Below are 20,562 nucleotides of genomic sequence, written 5' to 3'. Positions count from 1 at the left end.
GCAAGCGGTCCGGACAGCCAGGACTCCACCGGTGCCCAGGAGTACTTTCTCAGCGGAGTTTGGATTTCGCGGCCTTCTTCTTGGCCTTCGCCTTGGCTTTGTCGGCCTTCGCCTTCGCCTTGGCCAGCTGGGCGCGCTGCGCCTTCGCCGAGGCGCCGAGTTCGCCGCCGCGGTGCTTGGTGTAGTCGGCGAGTTCGGCCGCGCGGTTCTTGGCCGCTTCGGCCCATTCGGGGCCGCGATGCTGCGCGGTTTCGGCGAGTTCGCCGCTCCGGTGTTTGGTGTAGTCGGCGAGTTCGGCCGCGCGGTTCTTGGCCGCTTCGGCCCATTCGGGGCCGCGATGCTGCGCGGTTTCGGCGAGTTCGCCGCCGCGGTGCTTGGTGTAGTCCGCCAGCTCGGCGGCCCGGCTCTTCGCCGCCGCGGCCCATTCGGGACCGCGGGTCTGGGCGGTTTCGGCCAGCTCGGCACCGCGATGCTTCGCGATATCGGCCCAGTCGGCGCCCCGCTTCTTGGCGGTGTCCGCCCACACCGGACCCCGCTGCTGGGCGATCTCGGCCAGCTCCGCCCCGCGGTCGGCCGCGGAACCCGCCAGATCCCGGCCCCGGTCGGCGGCCTGGTGCAGTTGCTGCCGGACCGCGTCGCCTGTTCCGCTACGGGCCGACGACCCCACCGGCAGCGCACCGCCGACGGTGGCGGCGGCCCGCCGGGCGGCGCGGCGTCCCCGCCAGCCCAGCGAGGGCTTACCCGCGGTATCCGACGCCGCAATCATCAGGCCTCCCAGCAGGCTCACGTCCTTGAGGAATGCCGTGCGTTTCGCCGCGCGGCGCTCCGGGTCGTTCTCGGCCCAGAAGTTCTGCTCGGTCACCGTCGCCGGAACCACCGTCGCCGCCAGCGCCAGCGCCGCCGGGCGCGGCGCCTTGCCCAGCGCCAGCAGGGCGCCGCCGGCGATCTGTACGGCCGCGGTCACCCGCACCAGGGTGCTGGGGTCGGCGGGCAGGTTGCCCGCGATATCGGACGGCAGCGATTCCTTCCCCTTGTGGACCAGAGTCGACGCTTCCTTCACCCGTGATTCCGGATGCATCAGTGTTTCGACTCCGTTGACGACGAACGCACTCGCCAGCAGGGGGCGGGCGAACCGGCGTAGCAGCATGATGTGCATCCCTTTCTTCGGTGTTTCGCATCTGTCACAGCTGGTCACCAGGGGTAGTAGGCCAGAGTACTGCCGGTCTACCCGGCTTCCGGGCCGGGAAACAGAACCGGCCGCAACGTGTCCGCCCGAACCGGGATCGGGGGAGGGCGGCGAATATCCGGTAATCCGCCATCACTGTGACCAGGGTCATATAATTCGATCGGATGCATGATATGCACCAGGTAAGGCATCGAATCATCGCGCCCCGTGCGCGATACGCTGCCGCGCCGCGCCGCCGTCCTGGATATCGTCCGGCAAATCTCGCCGGGTGCTATGCCGCCGTAGTGCGCACTGCCTATTCTCGGATTCAGGGCATCCGCACCGCAGGCGCCCGGCGCCCCGGTCGGCGGAGCCGCGGTACCCGGGGTCGCATTCTCCGCGACCACCCGGCAGTGGTACGAGCCGGAAGATCTGCACACCGCCTGTCATCGGAAGGACGCAATACAATGTCCGTCACGATCCCGGATCGTGAGGCCACCGGTCTCGCCCTCGGCCTGGCAGTCCGAGCGCCGTCCGTACACAACACCCAACCCTGGCGCTGGCGGTCCGCCGACTCCGGTATCCAGCTCTTCGCCGATACCGGCCGGCAGCTGATCGTCACCGATCCCTCGCTGCGCTCCCTCGTCGTCAGCTGTGGTGTCGCGCTGCACCATATGCGCGCCGCCCTGGCCGCGCTCGGCTGGGCCTCCGCCGTGGCCTACTGCCCGGACCCCGGCGACCCCGACCATCTCGCCACGATCCACACCACTCGCCGGCCGCCCACCGACGCCGAGATCGAAATGGCGGCCGCCATCCTGCTTCGCCGGACCGATCGCCGCCACTACCTGCCCAAGCCGATTCCGGCCCGTCATCTGCGGTCCCTGGCCACGCAGGTCTCGGCACGCGGAGCCGCCGTACGGCAGGTCCCCGACACCCTGCTACCACGGCTGGCGACGCCCATGCAGCACGCGGTCGCCGCGCACGCCACCGACCGGCTGTACCAGGAGGAGATCGCCTACTGGAGTGGACCTGACCGGCTCACCGACGGTGTGCCGTCCAGGAACGCCCCCGCGGCGCGCCCGGACGGCGAGATCCCGGTGCGTACCTTTGCCGACCCCGCCCTGCTCGATCCGGCGAACCAGCCGGACGCCGCGCAATGGCTCGTCGTCGGCACCACCCGCGACGACCGGCGGGCCCAACTGCGGGCGGGGGAGGCGACGAGCGCGCTTCTGCTGACCGCGACCGAACTGGGCCTGGCCACCAGCGTGCAGACCGAACCTCTCGGCGTGCCGGACGCACGGCAGGAGATCCGGACCGGCTTACTCCACGACTGCGCGTACCCCCAGTCCATGGTGCGGGTCGGATGGAGTTCCCGCGGTGCCGCGCCGCTGGCCGATACCCCGCGGCGCCCGATCGACGAGATACTCGAAGTCTGATCCACCCGGACCGTGCGGGCGTTTGCCGCCCCGTCAGTACCCGCGTTCGGTATCGACGAGAGCCAATAGCGGTTCGCCCGCCGCGAACCGTTCCACATTCGCTCGCACATGCTCGGCCAGCAGGCCCGGCAGACCGCCGGACGGATTCGCCAGATGCGGTGTGATCACCGCATTGGGCAGCGACCACAGCGGATGCCCGTCGGGCAGCGGTTCCGGATCGGTGACATCCAGCGCCGCGCCCCCGATGGTCTCCCCGCGCAGCGCCCGCACCAGCGCATCGGTATCGATCAGCGATCCCCGCGCGATGTTCACGATCCAGGCCGCCGGTTTCATCCGGGCCAACGCGTCGGCGTCGACGAGGTGTGCGGTATCGGCCGTCGCCGGCGCCGCGATCACGATATGGTCCGCGCGCGAGAAGAGTTCGGCGTTCCTGCTCGCGTCCACCGTCTCGACCGCCCCCGGTACCGGCGTCCCGGACCGGGTGGAGGCCAGCACCTGTGCCCCGAACGCGCGGAACAGCGGGATCATCGCCCGGCCGATACCCCCGCAGCCGATGATGGCGACAGTGGCCCCGCGCAGCGTCCCCACTCGCGTCTCGAACTCGGCCTTGCGCCACGAAGCCGCACGCGCCTGTTCACCCAGCCCCCGCACGCCCGCCAGGAGCAGCAACACCGCATGCTCGGCCACACTCGGCGCATAGGCACCGGCCGCCGAGGTCCAGACGCGGTCGTCGTCGATGAGGCCCGCGGCGAACCACCGTTCGATCCCCGCACTCGGCAACTGCACCCACCGCACCGCATCCGGTAACCGCTCGGGAAAAGAAGCCGGCCCGCCCTTCCACACCACCGCCTCGGCATCGCCCAAAGGCACCAGCCGGCCGCCACCCGATTCGATTCCCCGGGCGAGGGCGGGGTCGTATTCCGGCCCCAGGTGGATGGCGGGGACTCTGGTATGCGGCACAATTCACTTCCGGGACGTCGGGGCTGATGGCCGCATCATCATCCGTCGGCGCGGGCGTCGTCAACAATTCCTCTCACCCGGACCGAGACGCTGGACGCAGGCCCGGCCGCTACCCGGCGCGCGATCGCCCGCCCCATACCTCCGACCCCGATAACGACCGCGACATCCTGTCCCACCTGGCGCTCCTCACCGCGACTGCTCCGCTGCGCACCACAATCTACCCACGCACCGCGGCCGCCGAACCTGAATTCGTCACCCGTTGACAATGAAGCGGAAAACCCCAGGTGGCACCCGCGATTTTGCCCCGGTGGCGCGATCCGATACTCTTGCTGAGCACACCGGTCCGGGTGGCGGAATGGCAGACGCGCTAGCTTGAGGTGCTAGTGCCCTTTATCGGGCGTGGGGGTTCAAGTCCCCCTCCGGACACAACCAGTACGCTCACGGGTGGTTGTGAGATGGCTTCGGCTGCGACCGTTCGTGTGGTGTGGTCGAAGGTGAGTCTCCGGCCGAGTTGCCGATACACCTCTAATTTGTCCGCTGGGTCTGCCTTGCGGAGTATGGCTGTCATGCCGTCCAGCGATCTGATGAGTTGCTCGATTTCGGGTCGGGTCATTTTCGTAGGTGCGCGTCGTTGAGCTTCTGATGCTGCGATCTGCGCGGTGATGTATTCACGTTCGGTTTGGATTCCTTTGGTCCATTCCGCGACCGGCGCGGGGTCGGTTCCGGCTTCCAGCGCGGCGCGGTAGGTGGCCAGTTTCCGGTCGAGTCCGGCGAGGGTGTGGCGTGCGGTGTCCAGGGCCGGTGTGTTGTCGGGTTGTGCGTGTTCCAGGTTGTTGAGGATGTCTTCGATGTGGTCGGGGTGGAAGGCTTCGGTGAGCCAGGTGTCGAGGGGTCCGGTGAGTTGGTCTTCGCGTAGGTAGACCGCAGGGGGATGGTCCAGGTCGTTGGCCAGGGCGTATTCGGAGGGGTAGCGGCAGCGGTAGTGGGCCCGGTCGTGGTTCCAGGTGCCCTGCATCCGGCGTCCGCACGCATCATGGACCAGTAGTCACCTTGAAGCAGTACGGGTGGGTGGCGCGGACGGTGGCGGCTGCTGCGATATCCGGCCAGGGTGTCGATGGAAGTTACGATGCCCTCGTGGAACGCCGCGTCGACCTCAGCAATCTCGATCTCGACCGGGCTGCTGAGCTGATCGCTGCCCGGCGGCCGGCCTGGCCGTCGCGGGGTTTGAAGGCGCCGCTCTTACTTGGATGGACAATGATGTTCCATGGTCGGCCCCCGTGCTCACCGACCGGTCTGAAGCGCGCAGGCCCATGTCACTCGGTGTGGTCGTGCATGGTGAACACGACGCGTTCTGGGAGCTTGTCCTGTATGCGGGCGGCTGGGCAGATGTTTATTATGTGCCGCCGGGCAGCAATGAGGCTGTCACCGAGTATGTCGAGTTCGACAATGCCGACCAGGTCGGCCCTGTCTTGGACCGCATCACTTCCAAGATAAGCCGCGGCTGACCCGGGACCGAGCCCACCGGTTCTTGCAACCGCAATCAAGACCACGACGTCAAAATCCACCGATACGGACATCTCCCGATCGCGACCGACGCCAACATCCACCGAGGAGTGACGTCGCAGATGGCCGATAGAACCATCGGGGCGAAGTACAAGGACATCGCGGCAGAACTGAATATGTCCATCGGTTCGGTGTCGCGGCTGCTGCACGGGCTCTACCCGAGCCAGACCTCGAAAAAGTCCGAGTAGAGACCCTCCGCGGCCTGCTGGGGCCGAGCCGATGATCCGGACACCGGAACGGCGCCGGTAGCGCTCGGCTTCGGAGCCGACTGGATCCGGCTGCCCTGCAACAACGACCGAGCGGCCGAGGACAGTATGGGCAGACCTACTGGGCGCTACACGCGGGCGATGAGCCGTTGCCATATTCTGGCGGCGCGCTCACCGAGCCCGTCCTGTCCTGTCTCGCTGTGCGCAGTGTCGGTTGTGGTCGCCGGGCCCACGGTCACCGATATGGCCGGCGGCTCCCATTGCGACCACGCCAACGGCGGGTGGCTGATGACCTTCGGCAAGAACGTGGTCGGTTCATCGCCTGCGCTGTATCGGGCGGCGAGTATCTCCGGTGACCTGCTGTGCGCCCTGGCCTGGTCCGAGATGAGCAGGTCAGTAGCAGGTGAACCCATGTGCGCTGATCTCCTTCGTCATCTGCTGTCGGGACACCACATGCGTCCCCGTGCGGCATAGGGGCCGGGCAGGCCCCACCATGCAGACGATCGATCTTCCGGAGGCCGACGGTCGAAACCCGAGCCCAGATGATCGTCAATGGCTATGCGCAAGAGTGCATCATGTTGCCTGGTAGGCAACACTTTACAGACATTGCGACTCTATTAGCAAATCATGAGCGAACATTAGATTTGTGGGAGTGAACCAATCCGGGCTCATCGCTGCGACGGCACCGAATCCGGTTCCCGGACCAGGGAAAGCACCGGCGCGCGGGACCGGGCTCCCTGTGCCCGAAGTGTCGCTGATCAGCCGTCCGTCTCGCCGGTTGAGCACGGTCGGACTTCGGTCCGGTCAGGTCTCGACGATCACCGGCCATTCCGGGTACCTCGGTCGGCGCTGCCGTGGGGGCCAGGCCGCGAACCGCGATACCGTACACGCCCTACAGGCGCCTTCCTCGAAGCGACCCTCGGCGCCGGGAAGATCACCCGTGGTACTTCTGACCGGGCATACGAGGAAGTCGCCGAGCGGGCGCGCCGCCATTTCGGGGGCGGCCGTTCGGATGAGGAGGCGGCCAGGTCGGGCCGGCCCTGGGTTCATTGTTTGATCTTCTCCACGGGGTAGCCGGCCAGAGTTGTGACGAGCAGCCCGTAGGCGGCCAGACCGATCAGCACCGGAAGGGGAATCCTGGCTTCCGGGTCGAAGGCCACCCACAGCGCATACGCGGCGGGTTGCAGGCAGAGCAGGGCGGCGGCGGTTTCACACCAGGCGACCAGAGTGTTCGCCTTTCGTCGACGGACCGGATCGGCGAGAGTGGTGTCGGGGATATCTTCGCCGTATCCCTCGGTCGTGCTGGTCGCGACGCCGCGGAACCCGAGCGATGCCAGGTAGGTACACATCAGGGCCTCGAAGATGAAGATCAAGCTGACGATGAAGGCCTGCATCGATCGACTCCTGTGGTCGACTGATCGAACCGTGATCTGTCCGGCGGTCAGACAGCGGGCAGGAGTTCGTCGATGCGTGCCCGCTGCCCTGGTGCGGTCTCGAATGTTCGGTTTCCGTCTGTGTCGACGTGGACCGGGGCTTGTCCCACGGCGTCGAGTAGAGCGTGTAGGCGCGGATAGGGTGCGGTGCGGGCGCGTTCGATGATGCCGGGACGGCGCCACCATTCCAGGGCGTTGGAGATGAGGTTGATTCCGGAGGTTCGGAACAGCGCGGCCCGCTCGGTATCGGCGGTGAGTGGATCGGTGACTGCGGCCGGGTCTTCGGTGAGGACCGTGTAGTCCAGGATGAGGTCTTCGCGGGGCACGGTCATGTGGGTGCCGGGCGCGAGCCGTCCTTCGGCCAGGGACGCGCGGGAGGCGGCCCCGCCGCCGATCGAGCCGGCCATGCGGCCGATGACCGGTAGCGGCAGGGAGGCCCGTACCTCGGGATATTGCATCACAGTCGCGTCGACCCAGCGGCCGGAGCCCGGTAGCCACAAGACGCAGTGCGCGTTGAACTGCTCGCCGTCCCAGCAGGCTCCGCCGCTGCCGTAGCGGGTCAGCGTGCCGCGGGTCTGGTGCGCGATGACCAGTTCGACGGCGGTGGGCCGGGCTGTGATCCCGATCAGGTCGTAGGCGTGGTGCAGTGATATCGCTGCCGAGACGCACAGGTCGGCCCGCAGACCGGTGGAGTGGTGCAGCCACAGGAACGGCGGCAGCATCTCCACCAGCTGGTCCGGTGGAGCAGCGGCCACCATGTTCGCGATCAACTGCACGGGGATACTCAACCGGCCCGGACTGTATCCGCTACGCGCTTGCGCGCCGCGCCCTTGCGACCGGGTGGTGGCTCGCTTTGGCTTGCGCCCCTTGGGTTTCGGCATTGCCGAATCGCCCCCTTCGGATCAGTAGACCTTGTCTGCCAGTATGGCCGCGGGTGTCGTCGAGCCGCTCGGATTCGAGATAGTTCCGGCGATCTCGCCTGCTTCATCCGATTCGCCGGCGAAAGACCGACATCGAACAACGGGGTCGGCCGCCGAGCCGACCAGGGCCACCCAGCACCGGACCTCCTGCGGTGACAACTTGCGTGCCGAGTCAGAGCGGACCGGCCGTCAGCGGGCGCGTACCTGCCCAGCGGCATCCCGGGGAGCCAGGTGGCGAGGAACCATGCTGGGTGGGGCCGAATCGCCTGGTAGCGGGGTGAGGTGGAGGGTGCGCTCAGTGGAAGAAGCACATGAGGTCGGAGTTGATTTTCGTTCAGGATTGAAACCAATCGCGCATTTCTGCAATGGATTCCGTGACCTGGGGGTCGGTGACGGCGGAGAGGTCGGCGGCCGCCAGCGCCTGTGCGAGTGGTTTCACCTCGGTGCTGGTAAGTGACCGATACCGGGGAAGTCGACGATCTCCGGCAGTGTCACGGGCAAGCCCGAGTAGACGAGGTCATTCGGGTGGAATTGCATATCGATGTCGTCGAGACCCTGGTGAACCGTGTCGAGCCGGGACAGGCCGACCGGGTACCAGTGCGCATTCGGCAGGGTAAGGCCGAGCAGTTCGCACAGCCATTCCAGCGCGTAGCCGTACACCGATCCGTCGGTGCCGGTGAAGGGCCGGGAGAAGAACAGCTCCTCCAGGGCCTCGTCGAAGCCGTCCGGGGTATCGGTGGGCCGGCGCAGATTCTTCATCCGGGCGAAGTAGTCCTGCGGGTCGGGCAAGCCCTACGGAGCAGAGCAACTACTTCGTCGATGCCTTCGGCGGCGCGATCCAGCGGAGCCCCGCGGCGGAACGGCGTTCGCGCACCGCGATGCGCTCTTCTACGGTGAGATCGGCACAGGCTGGGGACCCGGTCATCACAACCTGGCGTCGGCGACCCACGATGTACCGGCAGCAGTACAGGGGACCGCCGCGGGCTTGCTGAACGCCACCAGGCAGCTCAGCGGCGCGGTGGGGCTCGCCGCGCTCAGTGCGGCGGCGACCGCTGCCACCGATCGGGACGGCGGAACCACCGACCTGTCGGCCCTGGCGCACGGCTATGCTGTGGCCTTCGCGATGGCCGCCGGGTGCCTGACCGCCGCGGCGGTGACGGCTGCGATCGCGCTGCCGCGACCCGAGCGGCCGGCCGGCAGGAGGCGTGGTCGCGCCAGGTCGAGGCTCGGCCGCGAAGCGGAACCCGAATGAATCGGAAACTGTGTACGCGTCGACCGGATCGAATTTCGATACGCCCGCGATATGCGCCGACTCATAGCATCGCGGTGTGCGTGTGTTGATCGTCGAAGACGAGCCCTATCTGGCCGAGGCCATTCGCGATGGTCTACGGCTGGAAGCGATCGCGGCGGATGCAGCGGGGGACGGTGCTACCGCGTTGGAACTGCTGAGTGTCAACGCCTACGACATCGTCGTGCTCGACCGGGATATCCCCGGTCCCTCCGGTGACGAGATCGCCGAACGGATCATTGCGTCGGGGAGTGGTATGCCGATTCTCATGCTCACCGCCGCCGACCGTCTGGACGACAAGGCGTCCGGGTTCGAACTCGGTGCCGACGACTACCTCACCAAACCCTTCGAGCTCAGAGAACTCGTCCTGCGGCTCAGAGCACTCGACCGCCGGCGCGCGCACAACCGGCCACCCGTGCGGGAAGTAGGCGGTCTGCGACTGGACCCCTTTCGCCGCGAGGTCCACCGCGACGGACACTATGTCGCGTTGACTCGGAAACAGTTCGCCGTGCTGGAAGTCCTCGTCGCCGCGGAAGGCGGTGTGGTCAGTGCCGAAGAGCTACTCGAACGGGCCTGGGACGAGAACGCGGATCCGTTCACCAACGCCGTGCGCATCACCGTTTCGGCGCTGCGCAAACGCCTCGGCGAACCGTGGCTCATCAGCACCGTTGCCGGCGTCGGATACCGCATCGGTACGCCACCGGATTCCGGTCCCGACGGAGCGAAGCATGGATAGAGCTCCCGGACTGAGCGTGCGGCTCAAACTCACCCTCAGCTACGCCGGTTTCATCATGGTCGTCGGTGTGCTGTTACTGGGTGCCGTGTTGGTCTTCTACCTGTACTACCTGCCCGACGGTTGGATCGACACCCCAACCGGTCAGCTCATGATCGACCGCTCCCTGCTGCTCGCCGCCTTCGCTCCCTTCATGGCGGTCGTGCTGGTCTTCCTGCTGATATCGGGCCTGGTGGGCGGGTGGTTTCTCGCCGGTCGGATGCTCGATCCGCTGACCCGGATCACCGCCGCCACCCGTACGGCGGCGAACGGATCACTCGCGCACCGGATCCGGCTACCGGGCCGCAGCGACGAGTTCCGCGAACTCGCGGACGCGTTCGACACCATGCTCGCCCGGCTCGAGGCGCACGTCGCCGAAGCGCAGCGCTTCGCGGCCAACGCCTCCCACGAACTGCGGACGCCCCTGACGATCACGCAGACACTGCTGGAGGTGGCCCGCGGTGACGAGCACCGCGACACCGGCGAACTGATCGACCGCCTGTATGCCGTCAATACCCGTGCAATCGACCTCACCGAAGCGCTGCTTCTGCTCAGTCGGGCCGACCAAGGGGCTTTCACGCGGGCACCTGCCGACCTCTCGCTCATCGCGGAAGAAGCGGCCGAAACCCTGATCTCGCTCGCGGAAGAGCACGGTGTCGCGCTCCAGACCACCGGTGATGTGGCCCTGGTCTCCGGCTCGCCCGCTCTCCTGCTCCAGATGACGATGAACCTCGTCCACAACGCGATCGTCCACAACCTCCCCGACCACGGCACCGTACGGGTCGAGACCGAGACGATTCCGGGGAAAGTGGTTCTTACGGTCGAGAACACCGGCGACCAGCTCACCCCGCAGTTGGTGGCCACCTTGGTCGAGCCCTTCCAGCGCGGGACCGAACGCGTCCGGGTCCATCACGCGGGTGTCGGTCTCGGCCTGGCGATCGTCGACAGCATCACTCGAGCGCATGCCGGAATTCTCACCCTCGCGCCACGCTCCGGAGGCGGGCTGTGCGTCACCGTGCAATTGCCCGCCCAGCCGCCGGCGCGGCACAGAAAGGGCTCAATATGACAATCGGAAAACCTGATCCGGCATTCGGGTCGGGTGGTCCGCTCGGCGCGACAGCCGCACGCGTGTTCTCGAGGTCCGGTGACGTCGCCGGATCCGGATTCGTCATCGGACCCGGACTGGTCGCGACCTGTGCGCATGTCATCGCCGAGGCGGTCGGTGCGGATCCGCGGGCGCCGCTGGTATCGCCCCCGCCGATCCGACTCGATTTCCCGCTCGCGCGCCCCGGCGCGCAGGTGACCGCACAGGTACGAAAGTGGTTGCCGATCGGCGCGGGCGGCGGCGGCGATATCGCGGTACTGAGTGTCGGCAGGGGCAGCGGTGGGCCCGGGGCTACGCCGCCGTTCTGGCGCGCCGATGAGCCGTGGGGGCGGGAGTTCCGGGTGCTGGGGTTTCCGGTCGAGCACGGGGACGGAGTCTGGGTCGCGGGTGAATTCCGGGCCCGACAGGGCATCGGATGGCTGCAACTTCAAGCCGCGGTCGGCGGTCAGCCGATCACGGCCGGCTTCAGCGGTGCCGCCGTCTGGGATGTCGGTTCGGCCGCGGTCGTCGGTATGGCAGTGGCCACGGATCGTCGCCGCTATACCCGCACGGCGTTCATGATCCCGATTGCCGAAGTACTCGGACTCGACCCGACACTCCTGCCGAATCCCTATCGCGGAGCGGAGCAGTTCCGCGAGCGGGACGCCCATCTCTTCCACGGCCGGGCCGCGGACATCGACCGCGTTCTGACCCTGCTGGATCGGCGATCGATCGTCGCGGTCGCGGGTCGATCCGGGACGGGTAAGTCGTCGCTGGTGCGCGCGGGAGTGATCCCCCGACTGCGCGAGCGGGGGATGAGTGTCGTGACTTTTCGTCTCAGCGAGGAGTCGGTCGAAGACGGCGCTGTTGTCTCGGCCCGGGCATCGGCTGCACCCGGCGACCCACTCGAAAAATCGGGCGGGGTCGGGCCGGCTCGCCGGGCGGCGCGGCTCGGCGGCAGCCCTAACTGGTCGGTTCCGGACCTCGTCGGCCGTATTCCGGCTCGCGGCCTGGTGGTGTTTCTGGATCAGTTCGAAAACCTGGCCGCCACCGACCCCGCCCGGGCGCGAGCGTTGCTGCGCTGGCTGGTTCAGCTGACCGACGCGCCCGGCGCCACCCCGGGCGGCTCGTGCCTGGTGGTGCTGACTCTGTGCGGGGAAGCGCTGCACGAGCGGGTCGACGGTGAACTGGCGCGATTGCTCGCCGGGGTAACCGTGGCGTTGGCGCCGATGGGCCGCGAACAGTTGCGGGAGGTGATCCGCGGCCCGGCCACCCACGCCCCAGGCGTCGGAATGGCGGCAGACCTGGTCGAGCGTCTGATCGACGACACCGTCGCGGAACCGGGCGGATTGCCGTTGCTGGAAACGATGCTCAGCGAACTGTGGGAGCGCCGCAGCAGCGGGACACTGACACTCGCCGACTACGAGCGCGCGGGCGGGGTGGGTGGCTCGATCACCCGGCGGGCCGAGCGGGCCTTCGTCCAGTTCACCGACGGGGATACCACTGTGAGGGCACGGCGACTTCTGGCAATGCTGGCCGCGCCGGCCGAAACCGGCCCCGGGTACGTCCGATCGGCTGCCTCGATGGCCGATTTTCCCGAACTACGTGATATCGCCGGCCGGTTGGCTCGACATCGGCTCGTTGTCATCGGCCGTCGACCCGACGGGACCGAAACCGTCGAACTGGCGCACCAGGCACTGATCGACAACTGGCCGCTGTTGCGCCGACGCCTGGAACAGGACCGTGACTTCCGCTGGTGGCAACGGAGTCTCGAAGCCGAACGCCTCGCATGGCAGGCGGTACACCACGAAAACGCTCGCCTGCTGCGCGGTAGCGCATTGGCCACTGCCGAGCGGTGGATCGCGGTCCGAGGAGCCGACGTTCCACCGGCCGACCACCGGTATGTGCAGGCGAGCCGGCGGTTGCGGAGACGGGAAGCACGGCGACAGCGCGCGGCGACTACCGCGGTGGCGGCGTTGGCGCTGGTGGTCGCGAAGACCGTGTTGCGCCGTCCACCCATGAGGTAGGGGAGCACGCCGCACTGCCGATCGACGCCCGCGGCGCGGCCCCGGCCGAAACCGGGCGGCCGGTCCCACGAGCCCGCTGTGTCGGCGCGCTCACATTTGTCCAACCGGCCCAACCTTTTCGCAGTCGAACCGGTCGATATCGGATGGATACCCGGCACCGGGTACTGCGGTGAATCACCCGGAGACGATGGCGACCGTGATCGACCGGCAACGCGATCCGTTCACCCTGGCAGTGGTCGAATACGACATCAGAAGGAAGTAGCGCAGTGCAGACCGTGATCGAGCTCGCCGTCGGAACGTTGCGGGGTACCGGCATCCTGACCGGGGGTGCCGTCACACTCACCGGCGACGAAGTGCGGTGCGGGGGAGCGGTGATGAGCCTGGGGGACCGCTGCGAGGAGACTTCGAACGGGTCGTCCACCACCCGTGGTTACGACGACCAGGAGACCGACAACAAGGCCGGCGGCTGGATCATGATCGGCCTCGGTTCGGTGATCCTTCTCGTGTTCGGTCTGGGATTGATCGGCACAATGACTTCCGGTCCGGCGCAGGGGGCCGACCGGAACTCGCGGTGATATCGAACCCGGGCCGGTGTGACCGCCGACCGTCGGCGGTCACACCGTGGCCGCCGACGCCTGCGCTGCTGCCACTTCGACTGTCGATAGTCGAGGACCTCACCTGAGAAATCGAGAGCCTCGCGCGGTGAACGGTCGGGACCAGCAGGCTGAGATCGAATGACAATCGAGCCCGAAACCACTTTGACCGCGCTGGTCGGTGCACTACTGGCCGACTGCGCCGCGGACCCGCTTCTCCTGCTGATCCGGGCTACGCGGGGCCCTGCGGTGCGGCGCATCGGCGCCGGCTCCGGGCGGGAAGCCGAACACTTCGACGAGCTGCTACTCGAAGCGTTCGTCTCCACCGAGGACCTGCTGCGCGGCTGGGTCGACCGCAAGGTCGGCAACCGTCTCGATGCCGAAGACCTGATCCAAACCGCGCTGATGCGGGTCTACGCCGCCAAGCCCGAGGTCACCAGTGCCGAACAGTTGCGCGCCTACTTGTGGGCGGTCACCAAGAATTTGGTGCGTGACGCGTGGCGGCGCGCGGCAACCGACCGGGAGCGGCTGGAGTCCGCCGGGGCCGAGCGGATCGTGCGGCTCGCCGACCGCGCGGGACTGCATTTCGAGGACGTCGTCGTCTTGCGTCAGGCGTTGATCGGCGCGTTGGATACGTTGCCGCCGCGGGAGCGGGAGGCGGTGGTGCTCCGGGCCTATGAGGGCAATACCTATGCCGAGACTGCACGGATCATGGGTGTGTCGACCGGGACGGCGAAGAGCTATGTGCACAATGCCCTGCGGCGAGTGCGGGAAAGGTGGGAGCTGGGACCGTAGTTCGGCCGACCGTGGCGCCGGGCTCGGCTCAGGTGTGGCCGCTGTTCCGGGATCTTTCGACCCATCCGTCGACTTCATCCCATTCTTCTGGCCGGTTGAGCACATCGATCCATCCGTCCGGCAGGTTGGGCGTACCGGTCGATATCCAGGAGCCTTCGATCGGGCCGGGCCAAGCGGTGCCGTGTATCGCGCCGTTGTCGGCGATTTCCTGTAGGCGCGCGAGTGCGCCCGTTATGGCTTTGTCGGAGAGTCCGGCATCGGTCCAGGCTGCACGGAGATATTCAGGATCGACCGATCGCACTCGTTCCAGCACCTCCGGACAAAGGTCCGTGTGTAGGGATCGACTGACGAAGTCGGAGCGGATCCCGAAGCGGGAGTCGGGAGCTTCGGGGAAGGACAACGCGTTGTCGATCGCTACGATGCCGCCGTGCCGGTCGGTGCGGAAGTTGAAGGCATGGCGATCGGAATTGCCCATGACGTAGTCGAGGACCGCCATCTGGTCTCGTTGCACTCGCGGGTAGTGCAGACAAGTCTCCCAGATCTCCTCCACAAGGCTTGGGGACAGCCTGATTTTACGAACACCGGGCTTGATGCGAGCCAGTCGTCGTATTACTCGAGCCGGATGGGACCAACCGGAAATGACCCATTGTTGATTGGAACCCGGGCCGAACGGTCCGTTCACCAACCCGGTCGGGGGGACTCGGCCGAAACCCAGCGCCTCATCGAGGCGGTATGCGCTGACTTCGCGGGCAGCAAGGTGTCCACGCCCGACGGGAATGCCGTATCGCAACCGAGTTATTCCACCGAAATCGATCAGCGGCAAGTTTTCCAGATGAGCCGGCTTGTACACCGACCGGGAGCCCGCGGGGGTGTCGGCCAGGAAGGTCGTGCTGATTCCTCCTCCCAGCGGCTGTGGTTTCCGCGGCCCCATGTCCCGCATCGCCTGCTCGAACGCGCTCGCTCCGGTGAATCTGTTCGCGGCCTCCAGCTCGTCGGCCGCGTGCCGCACGTCCCGCGCCGTTCGCCGAGTGAAACGCCCATCGCCCGCAGACATGTCCTTGCCGGCACGAAGTATTCTGGCTCGAACTTCGAGGAAAAGTCCGCGAATCATTTGCCGTACCGATCGATCGGCGACGATTTCTTCTTCCTGTTGGTTGGTGGAATTAGCTCGTACTGAACCATCGGCGTCTCGGCTTCGGTGCGCCGCGCGGGCAGCGGCTTCGACCGGTAGTCGTCGTCCGGTGGCGGTGTATGGACAGGCGGCATCAGCGGGGAGGACGGTCGTTCCCGGCGCGAGTGGCCCCACCGCGGTGAACTGCGCAATGTCATGGTCTTCAGCCCGCTCTTTCCTGCGCTTCCGCGGTGGCGCAGAGGTTTTGTGTCGTCGCGGGCTGCCGGGTCGTGCAGCATGGTGCGGTGGCGGAGTCGCGAAAACACCGTGGGCCCTGCGTATCGGTTGTGTGCCCGATACAAACGCACGTCCGCGCCGAAAGGTTGGGTGCGAGTGCCGAACTGGAGGACGGCACCGGCCGATTTGCTATGGCGGTCCACGACGTGGGGCCGGGACCGCGGATCCCGGTGGTAAGGACATCGGAGCGACGACCGAACGGCGGTAGCGGTGGAATTCGCCCGAGCCATGGGGCTGGCGAGTGCCGAACTGGCGGACGGCACCGGCCGAATTGCTACTGCGGTCCACGGCGTGGGGGCCGGGACCGCCGATGTAGTACTGCGAGCGTCGCGAAGTCTGCCCGCGGCCGACCAGGGGATCACGGGGAGCCGCTCGTCCACCGGCTCGCGGCGGCCGGAGTCGGAGTCCGGCCGAAGGCGCGAGCCCGAATGTGGAGCCGGAGGGGGTTTTCGCGAGGCGTCCGCGGGCTCATTACGACGAGGCCGGGGCCCGTCCTCGGCCTAGCGGAAATACGGGTAGTCCTGTACCCAGTGGAATCCGCGACTGTTCAGCGTGAAGTCGTTCGGATCCACGCGTTGCAGGGTGACCTCGACGGGGCGGTCGTTCAACATTCCGTGCAGTCGCAGCCGGTCCGGTGTGGGCTGTTCGGCGGACATGGTCGCGAAGGGTGTCGGAGTGGTGGTCGATACGTCTCCCGGTAGAGTCACGGTGGTGAGCTGTAGGCGACCGCCGGACCGGAATTCGGCGTGTACCGGTACCAGCTCTCCGTCCATCCGTTGATAGGCAGCTTCGGCCGGGCCGTCGAAAACTATCCGCTGCCAGCGATTCGGGTCGGTTGTCAGCGGCGGCGCCGATCGGCCGTCGAGGGTGAAGTCACGCACATCCCAGATTCCGTACAGCTCGGATCTGGGGCTGCCGGCACTGTACTGGTCTTGCCACACCGTCCAACGGTCGTATCCACCACCCAGCACGACCCAGAGGCCGAGTGCGACCTGGAGCCACAACGCGATGCGGTTCTTTCGGGCGTCGGCGAACAGCATGGGTTGCCTCGGCGGTTCGCACGGGCGTTGCCGGACGAGGAAATCGACCAGCCGAGAGACGTGCGGGGCGAACAGCACCATGCTGATCAGCAGCAGATGCCCGGAGAGCAGCTTCTCCGGTATATCGAACGTCAAGTTCAGCAGTAGCACTTGGGCCATGCTCGCCAGGCTCGCCGCGGCACCCAACACGGCGGTCCTGGGCACGAACAACAGCAGTCCGGCCGCGACCTCGGCGGCGCCGAGCGCCATCTCGTACGGGTGCGAGCTACCGACCTGTAGCCACAGCACCGAGGCAGGGCTCAGGTCGCCGTACGGCTGCAACAGCTGGGCCAGCGTGGCGCCCGGCATCTGGGTGGGGATCAGTTTGGCGAGCCCGAACCCCAGCATCTGCCCACCCAGGCACAACCGCAGGAACAGGGTGAACCACGCCGAGAGACGCGGGTGCGCGGTACGACGGTCGATGAGCGTCCAGACTGCCGTGGCCACCACCGCGACCACCAGGATGCAGAACACCAGCACCCAGTTGGCCGTCTGGTCTCCGGCACCGGAGTCCTGGCGCAGCACCGCGTCGATGCCGAAGAACGTTCTGCCCACCCAACCGGTGATCGGGTCTGCCGGAGATACCGTCCACCTACCGCCGAGCCTGTGTACCCAGCGTCCGAGGACACCCAGTAGCGCGAACGGGATCAAAGTCAGCAGCAGGCAGAACGACCCGAAATACACAACACAGAACCGAAAGGCGATCCGGGTCGAGGGGCGCCAACCCGTCGGCGGGCTACCAGTCGCGGCGCACAGCGTATTCGTGCTGATCACCGCTGCATCCTCGGGTCTCGGGTGGGGTCGGCGTACAACGGCGGACAGCCATGGTCGACGGCCTCGGGCCGCAGCTCGTAATGCCAGGGTTCATTGGCGTAGACCTGACACAGCCCGTACGCGGCGCCGTGCGCGGACAGCCATTTCGCGGCCGCGACCGGCCCGATATCGACCGCGTCTCCGGACACGTGAGCAGATCTGTCCGGGGTGGCCACCCATCGGGCGGCCTCCTGCTCCGAGCCGTATTTCGCGATCGCTTCGTTCAGGAGATGGGCCTGGTAGGTCACGCCGGCGGGGACGGCTCCATCGGTCCGGGGCCACCCGGAATCTGTCGCGCGGTCCGGGCTGCCCACCTGCCGTGGCAGTGGACGGCCCGCACCTGGCGGACCGTTGGGGGTCGGTTCGGGAAGGTCTTCGGACCAGCCGGCCGACAGCGATACGTGTGCCGGGGACTGGTAGAGGAGCACACCGATTGTCGCCGCGCCGGCGGCTACCAGGGCGGCGGGGAAGGCCGTCCGGATACGGCGAGTCGTTCGGTGCCCTGATTCGCTGAGGTTCATGCCTCGAGCCAACGCGGCGAAAGGTTGCCAAGGCGTATGGGATTTTCGATACGCGGACGATATCCGCCGCACCGTAGCGTCCTCGGTGTGTGTATCGATCGTCGAAGCAGAGCCGCCCCCGGCGGAAGGAGAGCCACGATCCGACCGCTGAGTGCGACGTTCGGGAACTGTGCGATCCGGATCGGGGGGAAGCCGCCGGTGGGTTTTCGCGACCGCCCGCACTGCGGCGATCGCCCCGCGATGTGGCGACTCGGCGGACTACGGCCCGAGTATGCTGGGTACTCGTCCCCGGCGCGATTCTCCTGGGACGTACCAGAAGAGGTCCCTACCCGATGACCGCGATACTCGACAATGTGCCACTGTCGACACAGGTGGTCACAGCGTTGCACGCTGCCGGGCGCAGGGCCGCTCCCCGTCGGGTGAGCACCCGTGACCTGCTCGTGGAATTGATCCGTACCGATACCAGCGGGGCCTGGTCGCGAATCACACTGCGTACCGGCGGTCCTGATCGGATCGCCCGGAAACCGGTCGTGGACCCGGCACTCGGCGGCTCTGCGGTCTGGGAGCAGGTGGCGCTGAACGATTCGTGTGCCATCGCGTTGGAAGTGGCCCATGTGCTCGCTGCGCGCTACGAGTTGATGCCGGTACCAGTGGGTGTGGTCGCGCTGGGTTTGGTCGCCGATGAGTCTTCGGCGGCCGCTCGAGCGCTGGATGCGGGTCCGGGCCGGGCCGAGATACTGGATTTACTGCAATCGGAGGTTCTCGGGCTCACTCTCAGCGGCCTGGACACACTGTTACCCGTGCTGGTGGCGCGAGCACAGCGACCGGCGGTCCGAAAACCGGCTCCCGTGCGCGGGTATTCGGCGCACGCTCGGGTGTCGGCATCGCGGCCGTGGTCAGCTGTGCACAAGACTCCAGGTACCGGAGGATCGCTCCGGGACAAGCGGCGGCAATTTTTCTGGATCGCGGTGGGATTGGTGCTGTTCTGCGCGGTCGGATACGGCATGGTTTCGGAAGTCGTGCGCTCTTCGAACTCCGCGCCTGCCGTGGCGGCCGAATCCGGCCCTTCGGCCGGTTCCGATGTCGTGGTCGGTGTGGCCGCGCCGAATCCGGGAGGGCTCGGCGCGTACCCGGCATCGGGGACGATACTTCCGGGAAAGCAGTGGCCCGACGGTTGCCGGCTCATCGACGACCGCGAGCTCCGGGCCATCCTGCCCGAGGCCGGTGAGATCCGGCGTTACCCGAGAGCATTGACCATCGTCGGACTCGGAGTTCCGGTCGATAATCAAGTACCGGCCGCCGGGTGCGGCATGTACTTCGAATTGCCGACGATATCGGCCGATATCACTGTGACGATCGTCGGCATCGCGGACCCGATTCTGGTCACGCGTGAATACGAGGACGACCGCGCCGGCGCCGCGGAAAGACGAGAAACTGCTACCGATGTAGGTGAAAGCTGGGGGCCGCAGGCCTGCTACACGTGGCGGGTCCCGGCGCAGACGACGGCCGATGACCATTTGGTTTGCCGCCACGGCCGGTTCTACTTCGAGGTCGGAGTGAAAGTGTTCACCGAATACAGTGGCGGCCAGGAGAAGACCACCGAGGTCATGCAGCAGGTCGCGCGGACCCTCGTGGTCAAGATGAACTGAAATCGGACGCAGTGCCCTCGGCAGCGGGACGCGTCGTGATCACGGCACGAGTTCGAGGTGCTGCGCGGATCGACCGACTGTGACACAGTGGCACCTGGCGGCCGCGAATCCTGACCGGCCCGGGTTGCCTTATCCACCCCGGCCCCATCACGCTCCACAGGCCATCTGCGGCGATCGTTCCGCACACTTCGATGCTCCCGGGCTTGTTCCGGGTCTCCGGACATATCGTCCGCTTCCCGAGATCGACCACGGACCGACACCCTGTGTCCACACTCCCGGCCGGTGCGGCCGGGTCATGCCTGCACTCATCCGATGTTTGGAGTGAAAACTATGGCTACCCAACGAATTACCGACGGGACCGAGCGGACGCTCATCGAGAACATGCTCGATCGCAACCGCGAAGCGCTCATCGCGACGGTACGCGGCTTGTCCAAGGCCGACGCCCGTCGACGGCTCGTCTCGTCGTTGACGACGCCGATCTCTTTGATCAAGCATAACGCCGCCGCGGAACGCGACTGGTTCCAACGGTTCTGGGCGGGTCTCGACGCCGCCGAATGCGACGGCTACTCGAACGGTGACGAGGGCACCTTCGCCGTCGCCGACTACGAGACGGTGGACGAGGTGATCGCGGAGTTCGAACGCGCCAGTCGGCGATCACGCCTGATCGCCGCTCGCTTCGGGCTCGACGAGACCAAGGACAATCCTCTCGAAGGAACGGTGAGCATGCGATGGACGCTGCTCGCCATGATCGAAGAATTCGCCAGGCACGCAAGTCACGGCGACATCCTTCGCGAACAGATCGAACAGTCCATATCCGAGCGGTCGAATTCGTGAACCATCGTAATCAGCG

20 protein-coding genes and 1 tRNA gene are annotated in these 20,562 nt (G+C 66.9%); 13 read left to right on the top strand and 8 right to left on the bottom strand.

Features of this window, described 5'->3' with window-relative positions:
• Window positions 1-49: 49 nt before the first annotated feature.
• Window positions 50-1,147 carry a DoxX family protein gene (locus ACLML9_RS00645; protein ID WP_411943601.1) on the bottom strand — a complete coding sequence of 366 codons (1,098 nt, stop codon included), beginning with the start codon at window positions 1,145-1,147 and terminating at the stop codon, window positions 50-52.
• A gap of 485 nt (window positions 1,148-1,632) precedes the next feature.
• Here ACLML9_RS00645 and ACLML9_RS00640 point away from each other — a divergent pair, with 485 nt between their 5' ends.
• Window positions 1,633-2,601 (top strand): Acg family FMN-binding oxidoreductase, encoded by a 969-nt coding sequence (locus tag ACLML9_RS00640; RefSeq protein ID WP_411943600.1) that lies wholly within the window; start codon window positions 1,633-1,635, stop codon window positions 2,599-2,601.
• Between the two features lie 33 nt (window positions 2,602-2,634).
• Here ACLML9_RS00640 and ACLML9_RS00635 read toward each other — a convergent pair whose 3' ends face one another.
• Window positions 2,635-3,564, bottom strand: coding sequence for a D-isomer specific 2-hydroxyacid dehydrogenase family protein (locus tag ACLML9_RS00635; protein ID WP_411943607.1), 930 nt, complete (start codon window positions 3,562-3,564; stop codon window positions 2,635-2,637).
• A gap of 338 nt (window positions 3,565-3,902) precedes the next feature.
• Here ACLML9_RS00635 and ACLML9_RS00630 point away from each other — a divergent pair.
• From ACLML9_RS00630 to ACLML9_RS00615, 4 genes are all read left to right on the top strand, one after another.
• Window positions 3,903-3,987, top strand: a tRNA-Leu gene (locus ACLML9_RS00630).
• 821 nt (window positions 3,988-4,808) lie between these two features.
• Window positions 4,809-5,066 carry a hypothetical protein gene (locus tag ACLML9_RS00625; RefSeq protein WP_411943599.1) on the top strand — a complete coding sequence of 86 codons (258 nt, stop codon included), beginning with the start codon at window positions 4,809-4,811 and terminating at the stop codon, window positions 5,064-5,066.
• A gap of 120 nt (window positions 5,067-5,186) precedes the next feature.
• On the top strand, window positions 5,187-5,312 hold the full coding sequence (locus ACLML9_RS00620) for a hypothetical protein (RefSeq protein ID WP_411943598.1): 126 nt from the start codon (window positions 5,187-5,189) through the stop codon (window positions 5,310-5,312).
• Window positions 5,313-5,537: 225 nt separating this feature from the next.
• Window positions 5,538-5,804 carry a hypothetical protein gene (locus ACLML9_RS00615; RefSeq protein WP_411943597.1) on the top strand — a complete coding sequence of 89 codons (267 nt, stop codon included), beginning with the start codon at window positions 5,538-5,540 and terminating at the stop codon, window positions 5,802-5,804.
• A gap of 572 nt (window positions 5,805-6,376) precedes the next feature.
• Here ACLML9_RS00615 and ACLML9_RS00610 read toward each other — a convergent pair.
• The 3 genes from ACLML9_RS00610 to ACLML9_RS00600 form a co-directional block, all read right to left on the bottom strand.
• Complete coding sequence (locus ACLML9_RS00610; RefSeq protein WP_411943596.1) at window positions 6,377-6,724, bottom strand: hypothetical protein; 348 nt, start codon at window positions 6,722-6,724, stop codon at window positions 6,377-6,379.
• A 47-nt stretch (window positions 6,725-6,771) separates the two neighbouring features.
• A complete protein-coding gene (locus tag ACLML9_RS00605) occupies window positions 6,772-7,551 on the bottom strand; it encodes a hypothetical protein (RefSeq protein WP_411943595.1) in 780 nt (259 codons plus the stop codon).
• A gap of 567 nt (window positions 7,552-8,118) precedes the next feature.
• Window positions 8,119-8,472 carry a hypothetical protein gene (locus ACLML9_RS00600; RefSeq protein WP_411943594.1) on the bottom strand — a complete coding sequence of 118 codons (354 nt, stop codon included), beginning with the start codon at window positions 8,470-8,472 and terminating at the stop codon, window positions 8,119-8,121.
• Between the two features lie 196 nt (window positions 8,473-8,668).
• On the opposite strand from ACLML9_RS00600, the gene ACLML9_RS00595 reads away from it, so the two are divergent.
• The 6 genes from ACLML9_RS00595 (at window position 8,669) to ACLML9_RS00570 (ending at window position 14,242) form a co-directional block, all read left to right on the top strand.
• Entirely contained in the window at window positions 8,669-8,935 is a 267-nt protein-coding gene (locus ACLML9_RS00595) for a hypothetical protein (protein WP_411943593.1), read from the top strand.
• Window positions 8,936-9,011: 76 nt separating this feature from the next.
• A complete protein-coding gene (locus ACLML9_RS00590; protein WP_411943592.1) occupies window positions 9,012-9,707 on the top strand; it encodes a response regulator transcription factor in 696 nt (231 codons plus the stop codon).
• Window positions 9,700-10,809 (top strand): sensor histidine kinase, encoded by a 1,110-nt coding sequence (locus ACLML9_RS00585; RefSeq protein WP_411943591.1) that lies wholly within the window; start codon window positions 9,700-9,702, stop codon window positions 10,807-10,809. The genes ACLML9_RS00590 and ACLML9_RS00585 overlap by 8 nt, the downstream gene beginning before the upstream one ends.
• Window positions 10,810-10,871: 62 nt before the next feature.
• Window positions 10,872-12,854 (top strand): trypsin-like peptidase domain-containing protein, encoded by a 1,983-nt coding sequence (locus tag ACLML9_RS00580; protein ID WP_411943590.1) that lies wholly within the window; start codon window positions 10,872-10,874, stop codon window positions 12,852-12,854.
• Between the two features lie 266 nt (window positions 12,855-13,120).
• Window positions 13,121-13,429, top strand: coding sequence for a hypothetical protein (locus ACLML9_RS00575; RefSeq protein WP_411943589.1), 309 nt, complete (start codon window positions 13,121-13,123; stop codon window positions 13,427-13,429).
• Window positions 13,430-13,588: 159 nt separating this feature from the next.
• Window positions 13,589-14,242, top strand: coding sequence for an RNA polymerase sigma factor (locus tag ACLML9_RS00570; protein WP_411943588.1), 654 nt, complete (start codon window positions 13,589-13,591; stop codon window positions 14,240-14,242).
• Between the two features lie 28 nt (window positions 14,243-14,270).
• Here ACLML9_RS00570 and ACLML9_RS00565 read toward each other — a convergent pair whose 3' ends face one another.
• The 3 genes from ACLML9_RS00565 to ACLML9_RS00555 all read right to left on the bottom strand — a co-directional run bounded on the left by ACLML9_RS00565 (window position 14,271) and on the right by ACLML9_RS00555 (window position 18,063).
• Window positions 14,271-15,296 (bottom strand): hypothetical protein, encoded by a 1,026-nt coding sequence (locus ACLML9_RS00565; protein ID WP_411943587.1) that lies wholly within the window; start codon window positions 15,294-15,296, stop codon window positions 14,271-14,273.
• A gap of 854 nt (window positions 15,297-16,150) precedes the next feature.
• Window positions 16,151-17,485, bottom strand: a complete 1,335-nt coding sequence (locus tag ACLML9_RS00560; protein WP_411943606.1) for a DoxX family protein — start codon at window positions 17,483-17,485, stop codon at window positions 16,151-16,153.
• 14 nt (window positions 17,486-17,499) lie between these two features.
• Entirely contained in the window at window positions 17,500-18,063 is a 564-nt protein-coding gene (locus ACLML9_RS00555; protein WP_411943586.1) for a peptidase M15, read from the bottom strand.
• Between the two features lie 332 nt (window positions 18,064-18,395).
• On the opposite strand from ACLML9_RS00555, the gene ACLML9_RS00550 reads away from it, so the two are divergent.
• Window positions 18,396-19,712, top strand: a complete 1,317-nt coding sequence (locus ACLML9_RS00550) for a hypothetical protein (protein WP_411943585.1) — start codon at window positions 18,396-18,398, stop codon at window positions 19,710-19,712.
• 330 nt (window positions 19,713-20,042) lie between these two features.
• Window positions 20,043-20,546 carry a DinB family protein gene (locus tag ACLML9_RS00545; protein ID WP_411943584.1) on the top strand — a complete coding sequence of 168 codons (504 nt, stop codon included), beginning with the start codon at window positions 20,043-20,045 and terminating at the stop codon, window positions 20,544-20,546.
• Window positions 20,547-20,562: the final 16 nt, after the last annotated feature.

The organism is Nocardia sp. NPDC002869 (assembly GCF_046764065.1).
GTDB classification, from domain to species: Bacteria; Actinomycetota; Actinomycetes; order Mycobacteriales; family Mycobacteriaceae; genus Nocardia; species Nocardia rhamnosiphila.
This window is presented reverse-complemented; position numbering and strand designations above follow the sequence as displayed.

Bases quoted from the DNA above. Each gene is read 5' to 3' on its own strand.
- ACLML9_RS00645 (WP_411943601.1), bottom strand. From the start codon at position 1,147: ATGCTGCTACGCCGGTTCGCCCGCCCCCTGCTGGCGAGTGCGTTCGTC.
- ACLML9_RS00640 (WP_411943600.1), top strand. From the start codon at position 1,633: ATGTCCGTCACGATCCCGGATCGTGAGGCCACCGGTCTCGCCCTCGGC.
- ACLML9_RS00625 (WP_411943599.1), top strand. From the start codon at position 4,809: ATGGACAATGATGTTCCATGGTCGGCCCCCGTGCTCACCGACCGGTCT.
- ACLML9_RS00620 (WP_411943598.1), top strand. From the start codon at position 5,187: ATGGCCGATAGAACCATCGGGGCGAAGTACAAGGACATCGCGGCAGAA.
- ACLML9_RS00610 (WP_411943596.1), bottom strand. From the start codon at position 6,724: ATGCAGGCCTTCATCGTCAGCTTGATCTTCATCTTCGAGGCCCTGATG.
- ACLML9_RS00585 (WP_411943591.1), top strand. From the start codon at position 9,700: ATGGATAGAGCTCCCGGACTGAGCGTGCGGCTCAAACTCACCCTCAGC.
- ACLML9_RS00570 (WP_411943588.1), top strand. From the start codon at position 13,589: ATGACAATCGAGCCCGAAACCACTTTGACCGCGCTGGTCGGTGCACTA.
- ACLML9_RS00565 (WP_411943587.1), bottom strand. From the start codon at position 15,296: ATGTCTGCGGGCGATGGGCGTTTCACTCGGCGAACGGCGCGGGACGTG.
- ACLML9_RS00555 (WP_411943586.1), bottom strand. From the start codon at position 18,063: ATGAACCTCAGCGAATCAGGGCACCGAACGACTCGCCGTATCCGGACG.
- ACLML9_RS00550 (WP_411943585.1), top strand. From the start codon at position 18,396: ATGACCGCGATACTCGACAATGTGCCACTGTCGACACAGGTGGTCACA.
- ACLML9_RS00545 (WP_411943584.1), top strand. From the start codon at position 20,043: ATGGCTACCCAACGAATTACCGACGGGACCGAGCGGACGCTCATCGAG.